The sequence below is a fragment of the Rathayibacter tritici genome (genome assembly GCF_002932875.1).
Taxonomy (GTDB): domain Bacteria; phylum Actinomycetota; class Actinomycetes; order Actinomycetales; family Microbacteriaceae; genus Rathayibacter; species Rathayibacter tritici.
Genome location: NZ_PSWS01000026.1, coordinates 43080 through 63596, shown reverse-complemented (window position 1 = coordinate 63596; position 20517 = coordinate 43080). Strand labels below are relative to the sequence as shown.

The following is a 20517-nucleotide window of genomic DNA, read 5'->3' as shown; positions in this document are numbered from 1 at the left end:
CGCGCCAGCGCGCGAGCCTAGGGTGAGGCCATGACCGATCCCGGCGCAGCCCGCCACGACGTCCTCATCATCGGCGGCGGCAACGCCGGCCTCTCCACGGCGGGGCGGCTGCGGCGCTCCGGAGTCGCGGACGTCGCGGTGATCGAACCCCGGTCTACGCACGTCTACCAGCCGATGCTCTCCCATGTCGCCGGAGGCACCGCTCCCGCGTCCGCCGCGACCCGGCCCCAGGGCTCGGTCACCCCGAAGGGGGTCGCCTGGATCCAGGATCGAGTCGAGACGATCGACCCGGTCGCGCACTCGGTCACCCTCCTCTCCGGCCATCGCATCGGCTACGGGCAGCTCATCGTCTGTCCCGGGATTCAGATGGACTGGGCCGCAGTCCCCGGGCTGCAGGAGGCGATGGATTCGCCGTTCGGAGTGTCGAACTACGAGTACGAGTACGCGCGCAAGGCGTCTCGCGTGCTCCGTGAGGTCCGCTCGGGCACCGTGGTCTTCACGCAGCCCGGCGGCCCCGGCACCTGCTCCGGCGCCTCGCAGAAGCCGATGTACCTCGCCTGCGACTACTGGCGGGCGACCGGTGTCCTCGACCGCATCCGCGTCGTGCTCGTGGTGCCGACCCCCACCCTGTTCGGGATGCCGTTGATCGACTCCGAGCTGGAGCGGAAGGTCACGGAGTACGGGATCGAGGTCCGCTACGGCCGCGAGCTGGTCGAGGTGGACGCGGGCGAGCGGAGGGTCGTCCTCGCCGTCGACGACCGCGCCCCAGCGCTCCCCGGCCCCGACCGGGCGCAGCGCCGGACCGACGGCCCGCGCGAGACGATCGCCTACGACGTGCTGCACGCCGTCCCTCCGCAGTCGGCCCCCGACTGGCTCGCCGGCACCGGACTGGCCGCCGAGGGCGACGAGGGCGGCTTCGTCGAGGTCGACCCGCTGACCCTGCGGCACCCGCGGTTCCCCGACGTCTGGGCGCTCGGCGACGCCGCAGCCACGGTCAACTCGAAGTCAGGAGGAGCCCTGCGCCAGCAGACCACCACGCTCGCGAAAAACCTGGTCGCCGCGCAGAAGGGCCGCCCGCTGCCCCGCGTCTACAACGGTTACTCGGTCTGCCCCTTCGTCGTCTCGCGTTCGAGCGTCGTGTTCGCCGAGTTCGACGACCGCTACCGCCCGAAGCCGACCATCCCCTTCTGGACCGGCCTGGCGAAGGAGCGGCGCATCACCTTCATCGCCGACCGCCGCGTGCTGCCCTGGGTGTACTGGAACCTGATCCTGCAGGGCCGGGCCTGAGCGGCCGCTTCCGGAGGCGCGAGCGGCACGACCCGGTTGCCCCTGGTCGCTGAGCGGAGTAGTCGAGGCGCGGCCGGCACCCCGGACACTCAGAGCCGAACGACCAGTTTCATCGCCGAGACGCCCCGGTGCAGCCGGTCGAGAGCGGGCTGCAGCGCGGCGAGTCCGTCGCCCACCACCTCGGGCGCCGGGGCGCAGACGTGGCGGCCCTCGGCGAGCGCGGCGGGCAGGTGGTCGCGCCAGAGCATCGGTCCCACCTCGTTCGTCATGGGCGAGCCGCCCCAGATGAAGCGGGCGCGGATGCCGCGGCGTCGGGCCGCGATCTGCAGCGCCGCCGTGCCGCCGGCCAGGCGCAGCATCGTCCGCACGAAGGCGGTGCTGATCCCGCGCCGCCGCGGGAGCGAGCCGAACGAGACGGAGGGGCTGGCCAGGGCGACGCGACGCACCCCGGTGGCGGCGGCGATCGCCACCGACGAAGCGCCGGACCCTGTGCCGATCGCGAGCACCCCCGCGACCTCGTGTCCTGCGAGCGCCGCCACCAGGTCGGCGACCACGGTGGGGCTGCGGTAGTCGAGCACGATCTCGGCGCCCAGCTCACGCATCCGCTCGTGGTTCCGCGGCGACGCTGTCGTCGCCACCCGGTGCCCGGAAGCGACGGCGAGCTGGATCGCGTTGCTCCCCACGCTCGTCGTCCCGCCCCAGATCACGACCGTCCTTCCCGTCGGGCGGACCGGGACGCTCGGGTGCGGCAGGGCAAGGTGGTCCTTCTGGAACAGCGCCGCCGCCGCCGTCGTGACCGCGAGCGGCAGCACCACCGCGTCCTCGAAGCTCAGCTGGTCGGGGATCGGCGCCGCAAGGTCCTCGCGCACGACCGTGAACGCCTGGAAAGCGCCCTCATCGTGATTCCGCCGCCCGCGCTCCATCCCGACGGCGTACGCGACGACCCGATCGCCGACGGCGAACCGCGTCACTCCGGGGCCGACCGCCTCGACCACTCCCGCTACGTCCTCCCCCAGCACCACCGGGTACTGCACCCACCGGAACATCAGATCCCCGGTCCACTGCTTCATGTCGTCGACCGGATTCACGGCCAGGGCGCGAGTGCGCAGCAGAATCTCGCCCGGGCCGGCGACGGGCATCGGTGCGGGGCGGACGACGAGGTCGGCCCGTGGGGCGGTGAGCAGGGCGGCGGTGTTCTCGGGCACGGGCGGCTCCAGTCGAGAGTGATGGCAGGACGTGTCATCACACTACTCCTGATGACACGTCGTGTCGTCAGCTATCCTGGGCGGATGCCACGCTGGGCCCCCGACGCCGCCCTCCGCCTCGAACGCGCAGCGATGGAGCTCTTCACCCAGCACGGCTTCGCGGGCACCACCGTCCCCGCGATCGCGGAGCGCGCCGGACTCACCACCCGCACTTTCTTCCGCCACTTCGCCGACAAGCGCGACGTCCTCTTCCTCCGCGAGCGCGAGTTCCCGGAGATCGTCGGCCGCCTGCTCGCCGACGCCCCCGACGGCCTGGACCCGATGGCCCTGGTGATGCACGGCCTCGAAGCGGCGGCCTCGGGCGACCTCCAGACCTGGCGCGCCCAGATCGCCGCGCGCCGCGCCGTTGTCCGCTCGGAGCCGCAGCTGCGCGAGCGCGAGTTGCTCACGTCGGCCGCTCTCGCCGAGAGCATGCGGGCCGCTCTCGTCGATGCCGGAGTCGCCCCCGACGACGCCGCCCTCGTCGCGCTCACCGCCTCCGCCCTCTTCGACCTCTCCCTCGAGCGCTGGCTCGCCGCCCCCGACACCACACTCCTGGTCGACGTCCTCCGCACCGAGCACACCCGCCTCGGCACGCTGCTCGCGCGCTGACCCCGGCGCCTCCGCTCGCGAACCGTTGTCATCTCCACCGGGAGGCGACCGTTCGCGACGAATCGGAACGGCGGACTCCGGAAGGTTCAGGCGGGCAGGGCCCAGGGGAAGGCGGGCGCGTTCGAGCGGGCGCCCTGTGCGGTCTTGGAGCGGCCGGGCTCGCCGAGCTCGGCGAGCAGCGACTCCGACTCGCCGACGAGGACCGCGAGCGCACCGGGCGTGAACCAGTCGGGGCGCAGAGCGAACAGGAGGTCCTCGGTCGCCGTGTTGCCGCTGGCGCCGGAGGCGAAGGGGCAGCCGCCGAGGCCGCCGAGTGCGCCGTCGACCACCGCTGCCCCGGCCTGCACGGCCGCAATCGCGTTCGCGACGCCCGAGCCCCAGGTGTCGTGCCCGTGGAACACGATCTCGCGGGGCGGAGTCTCGGCGGCGACGCGCGAGACCAGCGACGACACCTCTGCGGCGTGGGCCTGCCCGAGCGTGTCGCAGACGACCACGTCGGCCGCACCCTCCGCCCGCGGATCGCGCGCGATCGCGAGCACACGATCCGGATCGACCGGCCCCTCGAACGGGCAGGTGAACGAGGTGGCGATGCACAGCTGGATCCGCCCGCCGACGCTCTCGGCGAGCGCGACCGCCTCGGGCATCGCGGCCAGGCTCGCCTCCGTCAGCCGGCCGACGTTGGCCAGATTGTGCGAGTCGGACGCCGAGAAGCAGTACTGGAAGCGCCGGGCCCCCGCGGCGGCGGCCCGCTCCACGTGGCGCGGAGTCGCGACCCACACCCAGCACCGCTCCAGCTCCTCGGGGGTGAGCGCGGCGATCACGTCGAGGGTGTCCGCCATCGGAGGAACGAGGTCGCCGCGCGCGAGTGAGCCGATCTCGAGCTCGGGCACCCCTGCGGCGAGCAGCGTGCGCGCGAGGTCGACCTTGCGCTCCGTCGTCAGGAGCTTGCCGGTGAGCTGCAGGCCGTCGCGGAGGGTGACGTCGCGCAGGCGCGCAGCGGCGAGCGCGGTCACCGCCCGGCCTCCTCGGCAGCGGAGGGAGAAGCAGGATCGGCGCCCCGGAGGATTCCGAGCACCTCCTCCGTGTCCCGCCCCAGGTCGGGCGCGAGCGAGCGGATCGGAAGCGAGCGCCCGCCGAGCACCGGCACGATCCCGGGGAAACCGACGCCGTGGAGCGTGCCGCCGGCGTCCTCGACGTCGAAGGGCTGGATCATGTCGCGCGCCGCGTACTGCTCGCTCGCGCTGATGTCGGCGGCGGTGTAGATCGGGCCGGAGGGGACCCCCTCGTCATCGAGGACCGCGAGCGCCTCGGCGCCGGTGCGGCCCGCCGTCCACGCACCGATCGCGGCGTCCAGCTCGTCGCGCCGCAGCCAGCGCTGCTCGTTCGAGGCGAGCGCCGGGTCCTCGCCCAGGTCGCTGCGGCCGATCACCGCCATCAGCCGCTGGAAGATCGCGTCCGCGTTGCCCGCGATCACGATGCTCGACCCGTCGGCGCAGGTGTACGCGTTGGTCGGGGCGATGCCCTCCATCCGTCCGCCGACGCGCTCCCGGACGATGCCGTGCGCCTGATAGTCGGGGATCAGCGACTCCGTCATCGAGAACATCGCCTCATGCAGCGCTACGTCGATCACCCGCTCCGCCAGCGGCGCCGGACCGAGCCCCGCAGCGCGGCGGGTCTCACGCTGGAACAGCGCCATCATCACTCCGTAGCCCGCGTACAGGCCCGCGATCGAATCGCCGATCGAGACGCCCACGCGCACAGGCGGCCGGTCGGGGTCGCCGACGAGCTCACGGAACCCGCCCATCGCCTCCGCGACCGCCGCGAACCCGGGTCGGGCCGAGAGCGGGCCGGTCTGCCCGAACGCGGAGATGCGGCCGATCACGATGCCGGGGCGGGCCTCGTCGAGCACGTCCGGTCCGATCCCCCAGCGCTCGAGCGTGCCGGGGCGGAAGTTCTCGAGCACCACGTCGCACTCGGCGACGAACCGGCGGACGGTGTCGCGGCCCTCGTCCGTGCGCAGGTCGAGCGTGACGGAGCGCTTGTTGCGGTTGATGGTGTGGAAGAGGAGCGAGGTCTCGGAGCCCTCGTGCAGCCGCCACCGGCGCAGCTCGTCCCCCGTGCCCGGACGCTCCACCTTGATCACGTCCGCGCCGAAGTCGGCCAGCAGTCGTCCCGCCGTGGGTGCGGCGATGAAGTTGCCGAGCTCGAGGACGCGTACGCCCGCGAGCGGGAGGGGTGCGGTCATGGCACGGCCTTTCGCTCCCGTCGAGGCTAGCGCGGCGAGCGACGCCATCCCTGCCCTCCCGCGCACCCCCAGACCTAGACTGATCGGACACCATGCGCAGACACACCCTCACTCCGCGAGCGGACTGGCGAGCCCACTGCGACGAGATCGGCTTCAGCTTTTACGACCTCCCCTCCGAGGGCGGCCGCCCCTACTGGAACGAGTCCGCGGCCTACTCCTTCGAGCCCGCCGAGATCGACCTGCTCGAGCGCACGACCTCGGAGCTGTTCGACCTCTGCATGGAGGCGTGCGAGCTCGTGGTACGCAAGGACCGCTTCACCGAGTTCGGCATCCCGCCCCGCTTCCACGACCTGGTGCGGACCTCCTGGGATGAGGACGACCCGACGGTCTACGGCCGCTTCGACCTCGCCTACGACACTGCGGGCGCGGTGAAGCTGCTCGAGTTCAACGCCGACACTCCGACCTCGCTGGTCGAGACGGCCGCGGCCCAGTGGCAGTGGCTGGTCGAGACACGCGGGCCGGACGCCGACCAGTTCAACAGCCTGCACGAGCAACTGATCGAGCAGTGGCGCCACCTCCGTCTCGAACGCTGGCAGCTCCACGAGGGCGCCCGCCTGCACCTCGCGTCGCTGCACGACTCCGGCGACGGCGAGCTGATCGTCGAGGACGCCGACACCGTGGCGTACATGGCCGAGACCGCCGCGCAGGCCGGCTTCGACCCCAAGCTGATCTTCGTCGAGGACATCCGCTACGAGCTCGACGGCGCGGGCTTCCTCGACGCCGACGGCGAACCGATCCGGCACGTCTTCAAGCTCTACCCCTGGGAGTGGATGCTCGGCGAGCAGTTCGGCGGGCTCCTCCTCGACCGGCGCGAGCGCACCCGCTGGGTCGAGCCCGCGTGGAAGCTCCTGCTCAGCAACAAGCAGCTGCTGGTGGTGCTCTGGGAGATGTTCCGCGGTCATCCGAACCTGCTGCCCGCCTCCGTGCAGCCGCTCGCCGGCACCGCGCAGGTGCGCAAGCCGCGCCTGGGCCGGGAGGGCGCGAACGTGACGGTCCTCGACGCCGACGGCACGGTCGTCGCCGAGAACGGCGGCGGTTACGGCGCGGAGGGGTTCATCCACCAGGAGCGCGCCGAGCTGGCCCGCATCGACGGGAAGACCGTCGTCCTCGGCAGCTGGATCGTCGGCGAGACCCCGGCCGGCATCGACGTGCGCGAGACGAGCGGCCCGATCACCGGCGATCTGGCCGAGTTCGTCCCCCACTTCATCGAGGGCGGACGGAGTGACGGGGCTGCGCCGACCGCGGACGGCACGTCGGCCGCCGGCCGGCCCCCGCGCGGCGCAGGCGAGGAGCCCGCTCCCCCGTTCGGCGCCCCCGAGCCCGGCACCCCCGCGCCCGCGTACGGCGTCCCCGAGCCCGACCGCCCGCAGGACACCCGCGGGGCCCGCCCCCAGGACGAGGAGACCCGATGACGGACGACGACCGCACCCCCGGCGACTCCGGGACCCGCGATCCCGGGGCACCCGGCTCCGGCGCACCCGGTTCCGGCGACCGCGACTCCGGCAACGGCGACTCCGGCAACGACGGCTCCGGCAACGACGGCTCCGGCACGCCCCGCTCCGGCGACACCTGGGGCAGCCGTGAGCCCGCGAGCGGCACCGGCACGCGCAGCAGCACCGCCGACTCCGAGGGCGCCACCCGCACCGCTCCCCACCGCTCGCGGAGCGTCGGCATCAGCGGCATCGCGAAGAACCGCCGCGGCCTGATCATCGGCGGCGTGGTCGCAGTCGGCGCGGTCGGCCTGGCCGTCGCCCTGGCCAGCGGCGACCCGTCGACCGACGGCGTCGTCGCCACCGGTGCGGACGGTCAGGACTACGTCATCCCCGAGAACGCCGAGCGCCCCGTGTACGCGAGCCGCGAGGACTGCCTCGCCGACGTGCAGGAGCAGATCGCGCAGCTGCAGGCGCAGGGCGAGCAGGTCGGCGACGACCCCGAGCAGCTGTGCGAGTCGACCGACGAGTACCGCGGCCACTACGCCGGCGGCTACTGGATCGGCCCGCTGATCTTCGCGTCGTCCCGCTGGAACTCGACGCGCGCGACCAGCTGGGCGCCCGTCGGCTCCGGCGGCTTCGCGGCGCGCGGAGCGACGCAGCCCGACGTCGTGCAGAAGGCGCCGGCCGGTTCGACCGTCGGCTCCAAGGCCACCCTCTCCGGCGGCTTCGGCTCCTCCGGCAAGTCCGGCTTCGGCTCCTCCGCCGGCGGCTGACTCGCCGCCCCCTCCCTCCGTCCCCCTCGCGCGATGTCTCTGCCCCTCAGGACGACGCGGCCCGACTCGGGAAGAAGTGGCGCTCGACCGGATCGCGGTCGGCGTGCGCCAGCGCCGCCGCGCGGATCTCGCGGTCGCGGCCGGTGAGCCGCTGGGTCTCCTGCCGCCGGAACTCGCCCCAGGAGGGCACCAGGAACGTCTCCAGCTGCACGTCGGCCTCCTCCCCACTGCGGTAGAGGGCCCACCTTGAGGCGCCGGTCCGGCGTCGAGAGCTCTCGAGGAGGCGCATCGCCGACTGGAATGCGGCGAGGGAGCCGGGCCGGACCGTCCAGGAGATCTGCACGAGCACCGGACCGTCCGCGGGCTGCGGCTCGAACACCAGCGTGGGCGTGGGCCACGACATCGAGATGCTGCGGTCGACGGTGCCCGTCCCCGGCAGCAGAGGGAGCACCCGCACACTGGCCGCCACGACGAGGAGCAGGGCGGCCGACGCCGCGTAGGCGTCCGAGGTGCCGAGTACCTGCGCCGCCAGACCCCAGCCGATCGAGCCGAGCGCCATCGTCCCCATGAAGACGAGGATGTAGATCGAGGCCCCGCGCGACCGCACCCACTGCGGCAGGGTGAGCTGCAGTGCTGCGTTCAGCACGGTCAGCGTGCCGATCCAGGCCAGCCCCGCGAGCACGAGCAGGAGCAGCGTCGGCGCGAGCGGGAGGAAGGCGGCCGCGAGCGTCCCCGCCGCGAAGAGCACGGCGCTCGCCGCGATGACCACGTCGTCCGAGAGCTTCCGCCGGGCGAGCGGCAGGGCGAAGACGCCGAGCACGGCGCCGCCGCCGAGGGCACCGAGGAGGAAGCCGTAGCCGCTCGAGTCGAGCTGGAGCCGCTTCGCCGTGAGCGGCAGCAGAGCCCAGAGCGCACTGGCCGGCAGGGCGAAGAGCGCGGAGCGGAGCAGGATCCGGCGGACGAGGTGCGCGGAGGCGACGTACCGGATCCCTCCCGTGAGCGCAGCACCGAACTGCTCGCGGTCGTCGAGACCGGTCTGCGGAGGCCGCTTCCACCAGAGGAGGGCGAGCACGGCGCCGACGAAGCTCAGCGCGTTGATGCCGAAGACCACGGGGGCGCCGAACGCCGAGAGGACGACTCCCGCCAGCGCGGGTCCGACCGCGCGGGCGCCGTTCACCGTCACGCCGCCGAGAGCCGATGACGCCGCGATCAGCTTCCGGGGCACGAGCTCGGGCTGGATCGCCTGCCAGGCGGGCGAGGTCAGGGTGGAGGTGACGCCGAGCAGGAAGGTGAAGGCCAGGATCGTCCAGGGAGTCAGCGCGCCGACCGCCGCCACGACCGTCAGAGCGGCCGCCAGCACGGCGCTGGCCGACGAGCCCCAGATCAGCAGCCGCCGCCGGTCGAGCGAGTCGGCCAGCACACCGGCGGGCAGGGCAACCAGGATCGAGGGAGCCAGGCTCGCCGTCTGCACGAGCGCGACGACCGCCGCACCCGCAGCCGCCTCGACCAGATACCACTGGGCTCCGACGGTCTGCATCCAGGTGCCGATGTTGCTGCCCAGCTGGGCGAACCACAGCACCCGGAAGGCGGTGATCGCCAGGGGCGCCCAGGCGGAGGGCTGAACCGGCGCGGAGGCGGCGGGAGCGGGCGCGACGTCCTCAGCCACCGGGCACGACCTGCCGCACCGAGAAGAGGTTGCCGAACGGATCCAGCAGCTGGCACAGCCGCTCCCCCGTGAACGCCGTCTTCGGACCGCGGTGGGCGACGGCGCCGTTCGCCGTCCAGTCCGCGACGACAGCGTCGACGTCGGGGACGGTCCAGTACGGGCTCGTCCCAGCGGGTCCGGGCCGGTTCAGCTCATCCCGCTCGTGCAGCGTCAGGCGGGTGCCGTCCAGGTCGAAGGCTACGAGCGCCCCGCCCCGGACGACGGGGTCGCGCCCGAGCCGCGCCGAGTACCAGGCGACCGCCACGTCGAGGTCGTCGACGAAGGAGAAGACGTTGCCGACTCCGGCGAACTCCGGCACCGTCATGCCCGGGCCGCCGGGAGGGCGTCGCGGAGGAAGGCAAGCGAGGGGCCGAGGGGCGCCTCCGTGTACCCCTCCGCGTGTCGGGTGCCCGGGATCAGCTGCAGCGTGCTGGCGACTCCGACCGCGGACAGCGCCGCCTGCGCGTCGCTCACGGGCACGAACTCGTCGAGCGAGTTGGCCAGGAACACCGGTCCGCCGTCCGGCGAGGCGTGGCGCGAGGTGGAGGCGGCGGCGAGCAGCCCCCGGTCGCCTCCGACCTCGTTGAGGATCGTCCAGCGGAGGAAGGCGTCGTTCCGGCCGGTCTGGTTGATGTCGGCGCTCTTCATGGCGTCGAGGTCCTGCGTCGTCGGCGTGGCCGGGAGGCCGTCCGTCGCCTCGACGATGCCGAGGCGATCGAACATCCCCGACCAGCTGACGGCGGGCCGGCCGGTGGCGATGGCGGCCTCCACGACCAGGTTCCCGCCCGCCGATCCGCCGAAGAACGCCAGCCCGCTCCGGTCGAACGCCCACTCGGACGAGACGGCCCACCGCTCGGCGGCGAGCACGTCGTCCCTGCTGGCCGGGAAGATCGAGTCCGGGGCCTCGCGGTAGTCCGCCGCGAACACGAGGTAGCCGGCGTCGACCAGCATCGTCGCGAGCGCTCGCTCCTTGCTCTTGTCCCCCCCGGAACCACCCTCCGCCGTGGACCAGCACGACGGCCGGCCGAGCGGCGTCCTCCGCCGGGGACACCGTCCTGCCGTACACGTCCAGCACCTGCGCGGACGTCCCCCCGTCGACGTACGGGATGCCGATGCTCACTGACGGCTCGTCCGACACGGCGACCCCCTCCGGTTCTGTGCTCACGACTGCAGCACGACCGTAGGAGCGCGAGCCCGTGCGAGCCAGGCCCTGCCGGGGTCACCCAGGCACGGGCCGTCTCGCGGTGGGCGCCGACTCGTCGCGAACGGCCGTCACCGGAGCCGCGAGGCAGCCCTTCGTCACGCACGACCGTCCGCTCAGGCCGAGCGCGCCTCCCGCAGCACGTCGGCCGACTGCTGCCGTCGAAGATGACGCGGCGACCTCGGTCAGGTCGAAGGACCGAGCGAGGCGGTCGCGCAGTCCGGCCGCGTGCACGTGCCGAAGACCAACCGCGGACGGGCGCTGCACTCCGCCAGGTCGGCGACGTCGATGCTCCCCGTCAGACGGACTACGTGTCCTGATACTGAGGCGAGACGCCGTAGACCCAACCCTCGGTGTCGTCCGGATTCAGGGGTGTCAATGAGACGGGGCTGTTTGTGACGAACCAGTATTCGGCCTCGTCGAAGGCGTGCCAGAGCGGTCTCGTGCTGACGTGGTCGACGTACCAGCTCATTCGACGCTCGAGGCGCTGGGCGGCTGGCCAGGACTGCTCCGCCCAGACCCAGTCTGTGAGCTTCGCGAAGTCGTAGGGCAGATCGCGCAACGGGCTGAGGACGCTCGATCGGAGTAGCCGGTGGGTCATCGCCCCACGCACGGCGAGGAGCCCGCCGACCTTCTCGCCTGCGGTCGGGGTCAGCGACGCGAGGTGGTCGTTCTGCCACTCCAGCGATGGCTTCTTCGTACCGGTCAGGATCCAGTAGGCCTCGGAAAGGTCGTAGACGGCATCGAACGCCCAGTTGACCGCGACGAGGACGGCGCCCTCGTCCTTCGTGTGGCTGAGCTCTCGCAGGAGCCGTGCCGCCCAGATGAGAGAGCGCAGGCGGACCCGGTAGTCCTCGATCTGCTCTGCCGATGTCCCGAGAGACCGTCGGCGCCGGTCGCGTCCGCTGAGGCGATCTCGACCGCACGGCGGATCGTCGATGCGTCGACCCCGAGCGTGGAGCCGATCGTCGCCCAGGGCGTCGGCGGAGTCGATGTCCGCATGTGCTGCGCGGCCGAGAGCCGCTCCGGAGTGACCACGCTCGGACGTCCGCCGTGACGTCCTCGAGCGCGAGCAGCGGCGAGGCCGGCTTGGGTGCGGTCGGAGGTGATGCGGCCGTTCATCTGCGCGAAGGCAGCGCAGTTGGGGAAAAGAGGTCTCCACCGGCGGTCGTGGTGTCGAACGGTTCGGTGAGGGAGCGGAACTGGATACCCCGGCGCTGCAGCTGACCGACGATCGAAACGACGTCGGACATCGACCGACCGAGACGGTCCGTGCTGAAGGCGAGCAGGACGTCGTCAGCGTCGTCGCGGAGGAGGTCGAGGCACGCCGTGAGACCCGAACGGTTCGCGTTCTCCCCGGTGAGCTTGTCACTGAAGGTCTCACCGCGGCGGCGGCGGAGAGCGCGTCCATCTGCGAGTGCAGGTTCTGATCCAGCGTTGAGACGCGGGGGTGGCCGACGATCGCCATCAGGTCACCTCTCCCTCGAGCTCGACACCGGAGGAGACCGCAGCGAGCTCACTGGGAGCCCGGCGTTCGCCTTGTCGGCGGCGCTGAGTGGGCGGGAGATCACACCGGAACAGTACTGCTCGGAAACGTCACGAGGGCGGTTCTGGCTGATCTGATTTCGACCACGAGTTTTCTGATTTCGACCACGAGTTTCGTGCATGTGGCCGCGCTCGACCGACCAGGAGATCTCGCGGACTCCGACCTCTACTCCGTCGACTCGTTGACGGGTGCTCGTAAACGATCGTTGTCCGAGATATCGCTCGAGGCGCCGCAACCGGACCAAGAGGCGGAACGCCGCAACGGGACCAGCCAGATCTCGGAGCAGCACGAAGCACGCTGCGCTCCGGTGGATGATCCCCATCCGGACCCCACGCTGACGACCGAGAAGAACTACGAGGTGGCAATGCACTGAAGATGCCCCCAGGAGATGCAGGACGGGCGCCGCTCCGCGGGGTCGCCGGCCGGCGGCAAGGGAAGGTCACTCGGCTAGGGTGGGCGCCGTGCAGTATCGACATGTCGGCGCGAGCGGGCTGAAAATCTCGGAGATCGTGCTCGGTACCTGGCTCACGCAGGGCGACCGGACGCCGGACGACGCCAGCATAGCCATCGTGCGCGCCGCACTGGACCTCGGTATCAGCACCTTCGACACAGCAGATGCCTATGCAGACGGGCGGGCTGAGGTAATTCTCGGTCAGGCTCTGCGGCACGTACCCCGACACTCTGTCGAGATCCTCACCAAGGTGTACCTCCCTACCGGGGCCGGCGGTCACAACGATTCCGGACTCTCCCGCAAGCACATCCTCACCGCGATCGACGCTTCACTCACCCGCCTGGGGACCGATCATGTCGACATCTACCAGGCCCACCGGTACGACGTGGAGACGCCGTTGGAGGAGACGATGCAGGCGTTCGCCGATATCGTGCGTGCGGGCAAGGCCCTGTACGTCGGCGTCTCCGAGTGGTCGGCTCCCCAAATCCGGGCGGGCCAAGCCGTCGCACGCGAGTTCGGCTTGCGACTCATCGCGAATCAACCCCAGTACTCGATGCTCTGGCGAGCCATCGAGGCGGAGGTCGTACCGGCGTCGCAGGACTGCGGTATCGGGCAGATTGTGTGGTCGCCACTCGCCCAGGGCGTCCTGACTGGAAAGTACGCGGTCGATGCCGCACCGCCCGCCGGCAGTCGCGCTGCTGACCCTTTGACCAGGGAGGAGATCGCTCCTTTCCTGACGTCGCCGATCGTGGATGCCATCGCACGGCTCGCGCCCATCGCTCGAGATCTGGGGCTTACGACCGCTCAGCTCGCGCTCGCCTGGGTGCTGTCGAATGACGCCGTCGCCGGGGCGATCGTCGGCGCCTCTCGGCCGGCCCAGCTGGAGGAGACCGTCCGGGCATCGGGTGTTCGGCTGGAGGAACCGACGATGAACGAAATTGATGCGGTCCTAGGGACCCTTCCGGAGCGTCGCCCGGTCGATCTCACACCCGCCGAACGGCCCTCATGAGGCGTCGCCGCCCAGCCTATCGATGAGTGCCGCGATCGTTGCGCCGATCTCCGCGTCGGGTTCCGCGAGCGCACGCCCCAGCACGAAGAGATAGTCCTGGAGCGCAGCGTCAACGTCCGGTCGCGCGAAGAGCTGTGCGTTAGCGATGGCGAGAAGCTGATACTCGTCGGCGTCCTCGAATATCTCTAGCGCGAGGTCGACGCGGGCGGACCCGTTGTCTACTAGGACGGTACGGGAAGTCGTTCCAAGGAGTTCCGGTGCGGGGCGAATGTCGCCTTGGAAGGCGAGCACTGCCTGCACGAGCGGCTGCCCCGGCACCGGCTGCCCCGAGGGATTTACCGCGCGGACCACGTCGTTGAAGCCCACATGCTGATGCTCCAACGCCTCGAGAACGACGAGGTTCGTCCGTTCGAGCAGCGAACGGAACGGTTCGTCCTCCCGGAGCCGGATCCTCACCACGACGGTGTTAGCGAAGTAGCCGAGGGCGCTCTCGGCAGCGGGGGTTGTTCGTCCTGCAATCGGCGTGCCGACGAGCAGGTCGCAGGATTTCGTGCGTCCACTCAGAAGGATTGCATAGGCGCTTAGACACACGGTGTATGGAGTGACGAGCGCGCGCGTTGCGAGTTGCGTCACGGACCTCCTCAGGTGCGTCGAGGAGCGGGTGGCGCCGCGGACTCCCTGGAAAGCGAAGCGCCCGACTCGTTCTCGACCCCAGTCGAGCGTCGTCGGGGCCCCGTCGAGCTCTGCCCGCCTGCGCTCGAGAGCGGCGGAAGTTGCCACGCCAGCCGCGACGGCCCGCTGCCAGCGCGAGTGATCGCGGGGCTGCAAGGGCCGCGCCTGAGAGTGGTGCTGGACGTCCTCCCCGAGCTCGATCCCATAACTCGTTGCCAGCTCCCGTTCGAACACGGCGAACGAGAGCTGGTCGGCGATGAGATGGTGCATCGTCCAGACGACGAGATGCTGTTCGTCCGCGAGGGAGACGACGAGTCCGCGGACGAGGGGGGCGACGTCGACTGCGAACGGCTCGCGCGCGAGGTCGTCTGCCATCCGCTGCGCTGCTGCGCGCGGGTCGGGTTCGGTCGACACGTCCGCGCGGCGGATGCGGAGGGCCGGTTCGTCCTCCACGCGGACGAGGAGCGCGTCGCCGACAAGGTGGAGTCCGGAGCGCAGCGCTTCGTGGCGTTCGGCGACTCTGTTGACCGCCGCCTCGAGCGCCTCAACGTCCAGAGGTCCATCCACCAGGCCAGCAGAGGTCTCGTTGTACGCGACGGACGCGCCGGGGTACAGCGCGGTCTGGAACCACATCCGTTCCTGGTGCAGGGAGGCCGGGTGGTCGCCGGCGCCATCGATCGGCGCGAGGAGCGGCAGATCCGCGCGTGTGCTCGCGCTCCCGGAAGCGAGAGCGTCGTCCAGCTCGCGGAGCGTCGCGGGCCCCAGCAGGTCCCGGATCCGCGGTGCTGTGCCGAATCGCTCCTGCATCCGAGAGACCACGCGGACCGCGTGCAGGGAGTTCCCTCCTGAGGCGATGAAGGACGCATCCGGCGCGACGGTCGTGTCGCCGAGGACCTCCTGCACTACGCCTCGGAGCCGATGATCCGCGGGGTCGGACGGCCCGATGTACATCTGCTGGGCGGGGGGCGCGTCCAGCAGACGCAGCAGTGCTGCACGATCGACCTTGCCGTGGGCGTTCACCGGGAGCGCACGAACGCGGTGCAGCCTCGGTAGTGCCTAGTCGGGAAGGATCGCGGCAATCCCGACGGAGAGGCGATCGTTGTCGGCGTCACCCGCAACGAAGGCTTCGAGTCGTGCGTCGGCCCCGCTCCCATGGGCGAGTACGGCGCACGCGCGCACCCCATTTTGAGCTGTGATGGCGCCTTCGACCTCTGCTCGCTCGATGCGGTGGCCGCGGATGTTCAACTGGTCGTCGGTGCGCCCGAGGAGTTCGAGTCCGCCGCTAGAGAGGGCGCGGGCGCGGTCTCCGGTGCGGTAGAGGCGTCCGCCCGGTTCGGAGCCGAACGGGTCAGGACGGAAGACGCGCGCCGTCAATCCTGGTCGCCCGAGGTAGCCGCGGGCGAGGCCTGGACCGCCGACCCAGATCTCGCCTACCTCGTCGGGGCCAACTTCCGCCATCTCCGCGTCGAGCACGTGAACCCGGTAGCCGTCCAGGGGCGCACCGATCGTGGGCGCCCGTCCGGGATCGCGTGTATCGGACGCCGTCGCCGCGACTGTGACCTCGGTCGGGCCGTAGACGTTCACTAGGCGCCGACTCTTCCCCCAGCGCTCGGCCACCGCATCAGGGCACGTCTCGCCGATGTACGCGAGGGTCGTCAGCGCCGAAAGAGCGGGTTCCTCCGAGAGTTCGGCGAGAAGGGCGGGCGGGAGCATCGCGGCCGTCACGCTCCGTTCGCGCAGGAAACCGACGAGCTCCTGGCTCGCGGGATCAACGTCGGCCGGCGGCATGACAACGGTCCCTCCGCCGGCCAGAACGGCGTGGAGATCGACCACGGCGGAGTCGAAGGTCAGAGGGTAGAACTGGAGGAACCTCGTGTCCCTGGTGATCGCCAGGCGCGACACAATAGCGGACACGAAGACGGAGGCCCCGCCGTGCTCGGCGATGACACCCTTAGGAACGCCGGTCGAACCAGAGGTATAGGTGACATAAGCGGCCGCGGTCGACGAGACGGCGGGGAGGTCGCCGGGAGGAAGACCTCTGCGCTCCGCGAGCAACCCGGCGACGGTCATCTCGGAACCCAGATTTTCCGGTGCCGTCGCCGTCGTCAGGGTCGCAACCGGTTCGCACTGCGCCAGGATGCGTCGGGTCCGCTCGACAGGATGACGTGGATCGAGGGCGACGTATGCCGCGCCGGCGCGGAGGATGCCGATCAGGCCGACCACCGTGTCGATGGAGCGGCCGAATCGTACGGCGACGAAGCTTCCCGGCCCGATCTCCCTGTCCAGGAGCGCGCGTGCAACGTCCGCGCTCTGCGCGGCAAGCTCGGCGTATGTGAGCACAGATGACCCCTGCTCGACGGCTATGTCAGCCGCCCGACCGGTCGCAAGAGCGGCGTCATGCAAAGTCTCGGAAATCCGACTGACCGGCCAACCCGCCCGCGGCGTCATTGCCGTACTGCTGCCCATCCCCATGGGGTGATCGTACAACCTGAGGAGTCGTGCGGTTATGCTGGCCGAATTACCGTCCCCGTGCTCGCTACGGTGGATGGGGCGAATTGGGGGTCTCATGCACGCGACTGTGTCCGAACTGCTGGACGGTATTCTCACCGATCGGCCCGATGCGACGGCGCTGACGGACGAGCGGCGGCAGTGGACCTATCGCGAGCTGGACGAGGTGACCCGCCGCCGGGCGGCCAGGCTCGCCGAGACACCGACGGGCGGACGCGTTGCTCTGGTCGGCGAGCACTCCGCGGACGCTATCGTCTGGGCACTCGCCGTTCTACGCTCCGGCCGCATCTACACGCCGATCAATCCGAACACTCCGACCCCCCGCATCGTCGAGTCCCTCACAGCTGCGCACGTCACGTCCGTGATCTGCCTCGACGGCGAGCAAGAAGTCACGCTGCGCGGACGCGGCCCGTGGACGCTCGTGGACGCCGAGATGGCATCGGAGACCGCTGAGGCCGCATCACGTGTCGCGTCATCCGCCGTCGCCTACTCCATCTTCACGTCGGGCTCTACCGGGCAACCTAAACTCGTCGATGTCGGCCACGAGGGCATCGGGGCGCTGTGCCGGTCGCAGCGCGAGGCATTCGGGCTTCGAGCGGGCGATCGTGTGGTGCAGTTCGCCTCCCTGTCCTTCGACGCATCGATCGCCGAGATCTTGGTCACCCTTGCAGCCGGAGCGACACTCGTCGTCCCCGCTCATCACGGAGGCCCGTGGCTTCCGAGCGTCGAGCGTCACCTCGCAGAGCACGGCTGCGACCTGATCACGCTGCCCCCATCCGTGTACGCGAGGCTGGGTCGCTCGGCGCGGGAGCGGATCGGTACGGTCGTCTTCGCGGGCGAAGCGCTGCATGCAGCCGAGTTCGAGGAAGCGTCCGCACACAGCCGCGTCCTGAACGCTTACGGCCCCACCGAGGCCACGGTCTGCTTCTCGATCTACGAGTCCTCTCAGTTCAGCACCTCCATCGGACGACCGATCGATGGATTCGCCGCCCTGGTTCGGGTGGACGGGTCGCTGCGCGAGAACGGCCGGGGCGAGCTGGTCCTCCTCGGGCCGGGCGTTGCTCTCGGATACGCCGTTGGCGGCGATGAGCACGGCGGGCCGTTCACGGTCCTCGATGGGATGCGCGCGTACTTCAGTGGCGACGACGTCGAAATCGTGGACGGCGTGATCTTCTACCGCGGACGCATCGACGACCAGATCAAACGGCTCGGCCACCGAATCTCGCCGGTCGACGTGGAGAGCCGGATCGCGCGTACCGCAGCCGGCTCCGCAGTGCTCGTAGCCAACGACGATGAGCTCGTGCTCGTGCGCGAGCAGTCATCGCTCTCCGAGGAAGTGCTGCGCAACTCGCTCTCGGAGACCCTCGCGCCCTGGGAGATGCCGGACCGGGTCGTCTCGATCCCAGCCCTTCCGCTGACGGACAACGGCAAGATCGATCGCGCCGCAGTGGTCCAACAGGTTCTTGCGGGTAATGCTCCAGTGGAGCAGGTCCCGACGGTGGCGCAGACGGTATCCGCATTCGTCACCGAGGTGATCGGGCGCCCGCTCGATGAAGCAACCTCGCTCTTTCGAGCCGGCGGGACATCGATGTCGCTCGTGCGCCTCCAGATGAAACTCGCCAGCGTCTACGGCGAGGACGAGGTGCGAGAGGCGTTCGCCCACATGAACTACGACTTCACGATCCGCGCGTTCGTCGAGGCGATCGCGGCGGATGTCGAGCAAGAGGGGGCGGCGAGCGAGACAGCGGTCCTCCGCGAAGCGCAGCTCCACATCGATCGGCTTCGCGCCGACTTGGCCGGGATAGAGCGACCCCGGATCTGCGGTGACAGACGCACCCTCCTGCTCAGCGGTCCGGGTGGCTTCATCGGCGGTCGCATCCTCGAGCGCGCCATCGATGAGTTCGATGCGATCACGGTCGTGAGCACAACATCGCGTGCCGACCTGGTCCGCAGGCACAGCGACAGGCTCGGTCGCGCGGCGGAAGACTTCGCGACGGTCCGTGTCGTCGACTACGACGAACTAGCCGCCATCGCCGAGGGCACCGCGGAAGCCGACACCTGCGATGTGGTCGTGCATGCCGGATACAATGTCAATCACGCACTCCCGCTGAGGGAACACCTTCTCGACAGCGTCGCTCGCACCGCGGACGTCGTCCGTGCGGCTGCACGTCTGGGCGCCGAACGCTTCGTCTTCCTCTCGGCGGCCTCCGTCGGCGAGCGCTTCGAGCCGCTCTCTGCGGCAGTACTGTCGGCAATCGATGATCCATACTCGCAGTCGAAGGCGATCAGCGAGAGCGTCGTCGATGTTCTCGCCACGATCGGTTGCGCAGTCGACATCCTCCGTTGCGGCCTCGTCTACGGCCACGACGCGACCGAACGCGAGTTCCTCGAGCTCGACACCTTCGCGCAGATGTTCCGACTCTCGCTCGAGAACGGGATGTTCCCCGTCCTCCGCGGCGAGATACCCATGGTCGACGTCTCCACGGTCGTCGAAGAGGCGTTGTTCCCTCCGACGCGGACCGGTCGTCGTCACCTCGTGATCGAGCGCAGCTATTCCGCCGCTCAGATCATCGCCGAGCTCGGTCTTACTGAGTCGGGCCACGTCGATCCGGAGCTCTGGCTCCGCCAAGCGGCCCAATCCGAAGCCGACCCACGCGTGCTGTCCGCCATCAGCAAATCGCTCGACGGGTACGGGTGGCCGTTCGCAGTAGCCGGAGATCGTCCAGTGCTCCGCGGGCTCCGCGGACTCTTCGAGCTCGAGGGGGCGGTAGACGGTGAGCGCTGACACGACTGGGGCCTGGGTCCGCACGGGTGACCCGTCCATCGAGTTCGTCGCCGACGAGATCTGCATTCGTGACGAGCTCACCATGGGAGACTTCGATCGATGGCGCTGCGGCGACAGCCTTGTCGTGTTCCACGAACCACTGCTCGAGTACCCAGAGCGCCTCTTCGTCTTCGAGGTCGACGGGCAGTGGTACGCGGGAATTAAGACGATCTCGGACTACGTCGTCGACGACGACATGCCGGGGGTGTTCTGCAGCAGAATCCGCTGGTTTAACATCATCGGAAGATTGCACTCCCTACGCACCTCGGACTCCGACGCGCGTCTCGTCGCCGCGCCGCTCGGCATCGACGAGCGGCGCCGCATCTACGACGCGATGCAGAGCACGACCGCGGTGACCTTCCCCTTCCCGAAATACTCCTCACCCGGGACCGAGAAGAGCAGCCCGCCCGACGGATGGAAGGTGAGCCGGGAGCGAGCCGACTTCCTCGCTCTGGGCGAACGGCACATCCGTGCGTTCACCCGCAGCAGGTTCGCCGGGTACCCGGCACCGGTCGGTCGCGCGGTGGTCGCCTACGATCCCGCCTGCTCGACGGGTCGCTTCTTGTCGGAGTTCGCCGCGTCCGCCCCTTTCGCCGTTTACACCATTGGCCAGGACCTCAGCCGGCAGATGGTCAGCTACTCCGCGGAGTTGCTCGACGAGGCGCATCATGGCGACGCCGCCAACCCCGTCCCCACAGAGGGCTCGGTAGACATCCTCTTCATCCGGTTCCTGAATTCGGAGGTCGTGACGACGGTTCAGGCGCGAGAGATCCTGCCCCGTTTGGTCGCCACGCTCCGTCTCGGTGGAACAGCGGTTCTACTCGGACACACGCCGATCCTGCTGGACATCGCAGACCTCGCGGCGGCAGGCCTCACAGTGATCCAGACCCTGGCCCGCCAGGAGGACGCCGTGTTCCCTTACGTCGTCGCCGAACGGGCCCGCTGAC

General features: G+C 70.3%; 16 protein-coding genes and 2 pseudogenes. 8 read left to right on the top strand and 10 right to left on the bottom strand.

Translation table 11 applies throughout. The annotated features are described in order from the left end of the window. Nucleotides 1-30 precede the first annotated feature (30 nt). On the top strand, nucleotides 31-1287 hold the full coding sequence (locus tag C5D07_RS04320) for an NAD(P)/FAD-dependent oxidoreductase (RefSeq protein WP_104258761.1): 1257 nt from the start codon (nucleotides 31-33) through the stop codon (nucleotides 1285-1287). A gap of 89 nt (nucleotides 1288-1376) precedes the next feature. On the opposite strand, the gene C5D07_RS04315 is transcribed toward C5D07_RS04320, so the two are convergent. Continuing rightward, nucleotides 1377-2492, bottom strand: coding sequence for a zinc-binding alcohol dehydrogenase family protein (locus C5D07_RS04315; protein WP_104258760.1), 1116 nt, complete (start codon nucleotides 2490-2492; stop codon nucleotides 1377-1379). A gap of 84 nt (nucleotides 2493-2576) precedes the next feature. Between C5D07_RS04315 and C5D07_RS04310 the strand changes: the two genes are divergently transcribed. Further along, nucleotides 2577-3143, top strand: a complete 567-nt coding sequence (locus C5D07_RS04310) for a TetR/AcrR family transcriptional regulator (RefSeq protein ID WP_170063504.1) — start codon at nucleotides 2577-2579, stop codon at nucleotides 3141-3143. Nucleotides 3144-3229: 86 nt separating this feature from the next. Here the strand turns inward: C5D07_RS04310 and C5D07_RS04305 are convergent, their stop codons facing one another. Then, nucleotides 3230-4156 carry a beta/alpha barrel domain-containing protein gene (locus tag C5D07_RS04305; RefSeq protein WP_104258758.1) on the bottom strand — a complete coding sequence of 309 codons (927 nt, stop codon included), beginning with the start codon at nucleotides 4154-4156 and terminating at the stop codon, nucleotides 3230-3232. After that, entirely contained in the window at nucleotides 4153-5388 is a 1236-nt protein-coding gene (locus C5D07_RS04300; protein ID WP_104258774.1) for a CaiB/BaiF CoA transferase family protein, read from the bottom strand. Before C5D07_RS04300 ends, C5D07_RS04305 begins: the two co-directional genes overlap by 4 nt. Nucleotides 5389-5480: 92 nt before the next feature. Here C5D07_RS04300 and C5D07_RS04295 point away from each other — a divergent pair, with 92 nt between their 5' ends. After that, on the top strand, nucleotides 5481-6860 hold the full coding sequence (locus C5D07_RS04295; RefSeq protein ID WP_104258757.1) for a glutathionylspermidine synthase family protein: 1380 nt from the start codon (nucleotides 5481-5483) through the stop codon (nucleotides 6858-6860). Further along, nucleotides 6857-7654, top strand: coding sequence for a hypothetical protein (locus C5D07_RS15670; RefSeq protein ID WP_068256307.1), 798 nt, complete (start codon nucleotides 6857-6859; stop codon nucleotides 7652-7654). The genes C5D07_RS04295 and C5D07_RS15670 overlap by 4 nt, the downstream gene beginning before the upstream one ends. A gap of 46 nt (nucleotides 7655-7700) precedes the next feature. On the opposite strand, the gene C5D07_RS04285 is transcribed toward C5D07_RS15670, so the two are convergent. The 5 genes and pseudogenes from C5D07_RS04285 to C5D07_RS16390 all read right to left on the bottom strand — a co-directional run. Continuing rightward, the gene (locus C5D07_RS04285) at nucleotides 7701-9320 is read right to left on the bottom strand and encodes an MFS transporter (protein WP_104258756.1); all 1620 of its coding nucleotides are present in this window, start codon (nucleotides 9318-9320) and stop codon (nucleotides 7701-7703) included. Then, nucleotides 9313-9684: a VOC family protein gene (locus C5D07_RS04280; RefSeq protein WP_146076691.1), complete on the bottom strand. Its 372-nt coding sequence runs from the start codon at nucleotides 9682-9684 to the stop codon at nucleotides 9313-9315. Before C5D07_RS04280 ends, C5D07_RS04285 begins: the two co-directional genes overlap by 8 nt. After that, nucleotides 9681-10331: pseudogene (locus C5D07_RS04275) on the bottom strand (alpha/beta hydrolase family protein); the annotation flags it as partial. The pseudogene C5D07_RS04275 and the gene C5D07_RS04280, both read right to left, overlap by 4 nt. Nucleotides 10332-10867: 536 nt before the next feature. Next, complete coding sequence (locus tag C5D07_RS04270; protein ID WP_068256318.1) at nucleotides 10868-11722, bottom strand: hypothetical protein; 855 nt, start codon at nucleotides 11720-11722, stop codon at nucleotides 10868-10870. Beyond that, nucleotides 11679-11885: pseudogene (locus C5D07_RS16390) on the bottom strand (recombinase family protein); the annotation flags it as partial. The pseudogene C5D07_RS16390 and the gene C5D07_RS04270, both read right to left, overlap by 44 nt. Before the next feature lie 342 nt (nucleotides 11886-12227). Between C5D07_RS16390 and C5D07_RS04260 the strand changes: the two are divergent. After that, the gene (locus C5D07_RS04260) at nucleotides 12228-12479 is read left to right on the top strand and encodes a hypothetical protein (protein ID WP_068256321.1); all 252 of its coding nucleotides are present in this window, start codon (nucleotides 12228-12230) and stop codon (nucleotides 12477-12479) included. An 88-nt stretch (nucleotides 12480-12567) separates the two neighbouring features. Continuing rightward, nucleotides 12568-13566, top strand: coding sequence for an aldo/keto reductase family protein (locus C5D07_RS04255; RefSeq protein ID WP_068257718.1), 999 nt, complete (start codon nucleotides 12568-12570; stop codon nucleotides 13564-13566). Here the strand turns inward: C5D07_RS04255 and C5D07_RS04250 are convergent. Both C5D07_RS04250 and C5D07_RS04245 read right to left on the bottom strand, forming a co-directional pair. Next, complete coding sequence (locus tag C5D07_RS04250) at nucleotides 13561-15258, bottom strand: condensation domain-containing protein (protein ID WP_104258753.1); 1698 nt, start codon at nucleotides 15256-15258, stop codon at nucleotides 13561-13563. The two genes, C5D07_RS04255 and C5D07_RS04250, sit on opposite strands and share 6 nt — an antisense overlap. Before the next feature lie 36 nt (nucleotides 15259-15294). Then, nucleotides 15295-16686: an amino acid adenylation domain-containing protein gene (locus C5D07_RS04245; protein ID WP_258061940.1), complete on the bottom strand. Its 1392-nt coding sequence runs from the start codon at nucleotides 16684-16686 to the stop codon at nucleotides 15295-15297. Nucleotides 16687-16804: 118 nt separating this feature from the next. On the opposite strand from C5D07_RS04245, the gene C5D07_RS04240 reads away from it, so the two are divergent. Next, a complete protein-coding gene (locus C5D07_RS04240; protein WP_068256336.1) occupies nucleotides 16805-19531 on the top strand; it encodes an AMP-binding protein in 2727 nt (908 codons plus the stop codon). Continuing rightward, nucleotides 19521-20516, top strand: coding sequence for a class I SAM-dependent methyltransferase (locus C5D07_RS04235; RefSeq protein WP_104258752.1), 996 nt, complete (start codon nucleotides 19521-19523; stop codon nucleotides 20514-20516). Before C5D07_RS04240 ends, C5D07_RS04235 begins: the two co-directional genes overlap by 11 nt. Nucleotide 20517: the final 1 nt, after the last annotated feature.

Coding starts and splice junctions, on each gene's coding strand:
- C5D07_RS04320 (WP_104258761.1), top strand. CDS start 31: ATGACCGATCCCGGCGCAGCCCGCCACGACGTCCTCATCATCGGCGGC.
- C5D07_RS04310 (WP_170063504.1), top strand. CDS start 2,577: ATGCCACGCTGGGCCCCCGACGCCGCCCTCCGCCTCGAACGCGCAGCG.
- C5D07_RS04300 (WP_104258774.1), bottom strand. CDS start 5,388: ATGACCGCACCCCTCCCGCTCGCGGGCGTACGCGTCCTCGAGCTCGGC.
- C5D07_RS04295 (WP_104258757.1), top strand. CDS start 5,481: ATGCGCAGACACACCCTCACTCCGCGAGCGGACTGGCGAGCCCACTGC.
- C5D07_RS15670 (WP_068256307.1), top strand. CDS start 6,857: ATGACGGACGACGACCGCACCCCCGGCGACTCCGGGACCCGCGATCCC.
- C5D07_RS04280 (WP_146076691.1), bottom strand. CDS start 9,684: ATGACGGTGCCGGAGTTCGCCGGAGTCGGCAACGTCTTCTCCTTCGTC.
- C5D07_RS04245 (WP_258061940.1), bottom strand. CDS start 16,686: ATGACGCCGCGGGCGGGTTGGCCGGTCAGTCGGATTTCCGAGACTTTG.
- C5D07_RS04240 (WP_068256336.1), top strand. CDS start 16,805: ATGCACGCGACTGTGTCCGAACTGCTGGACGGTATTCTCACCGATCGG.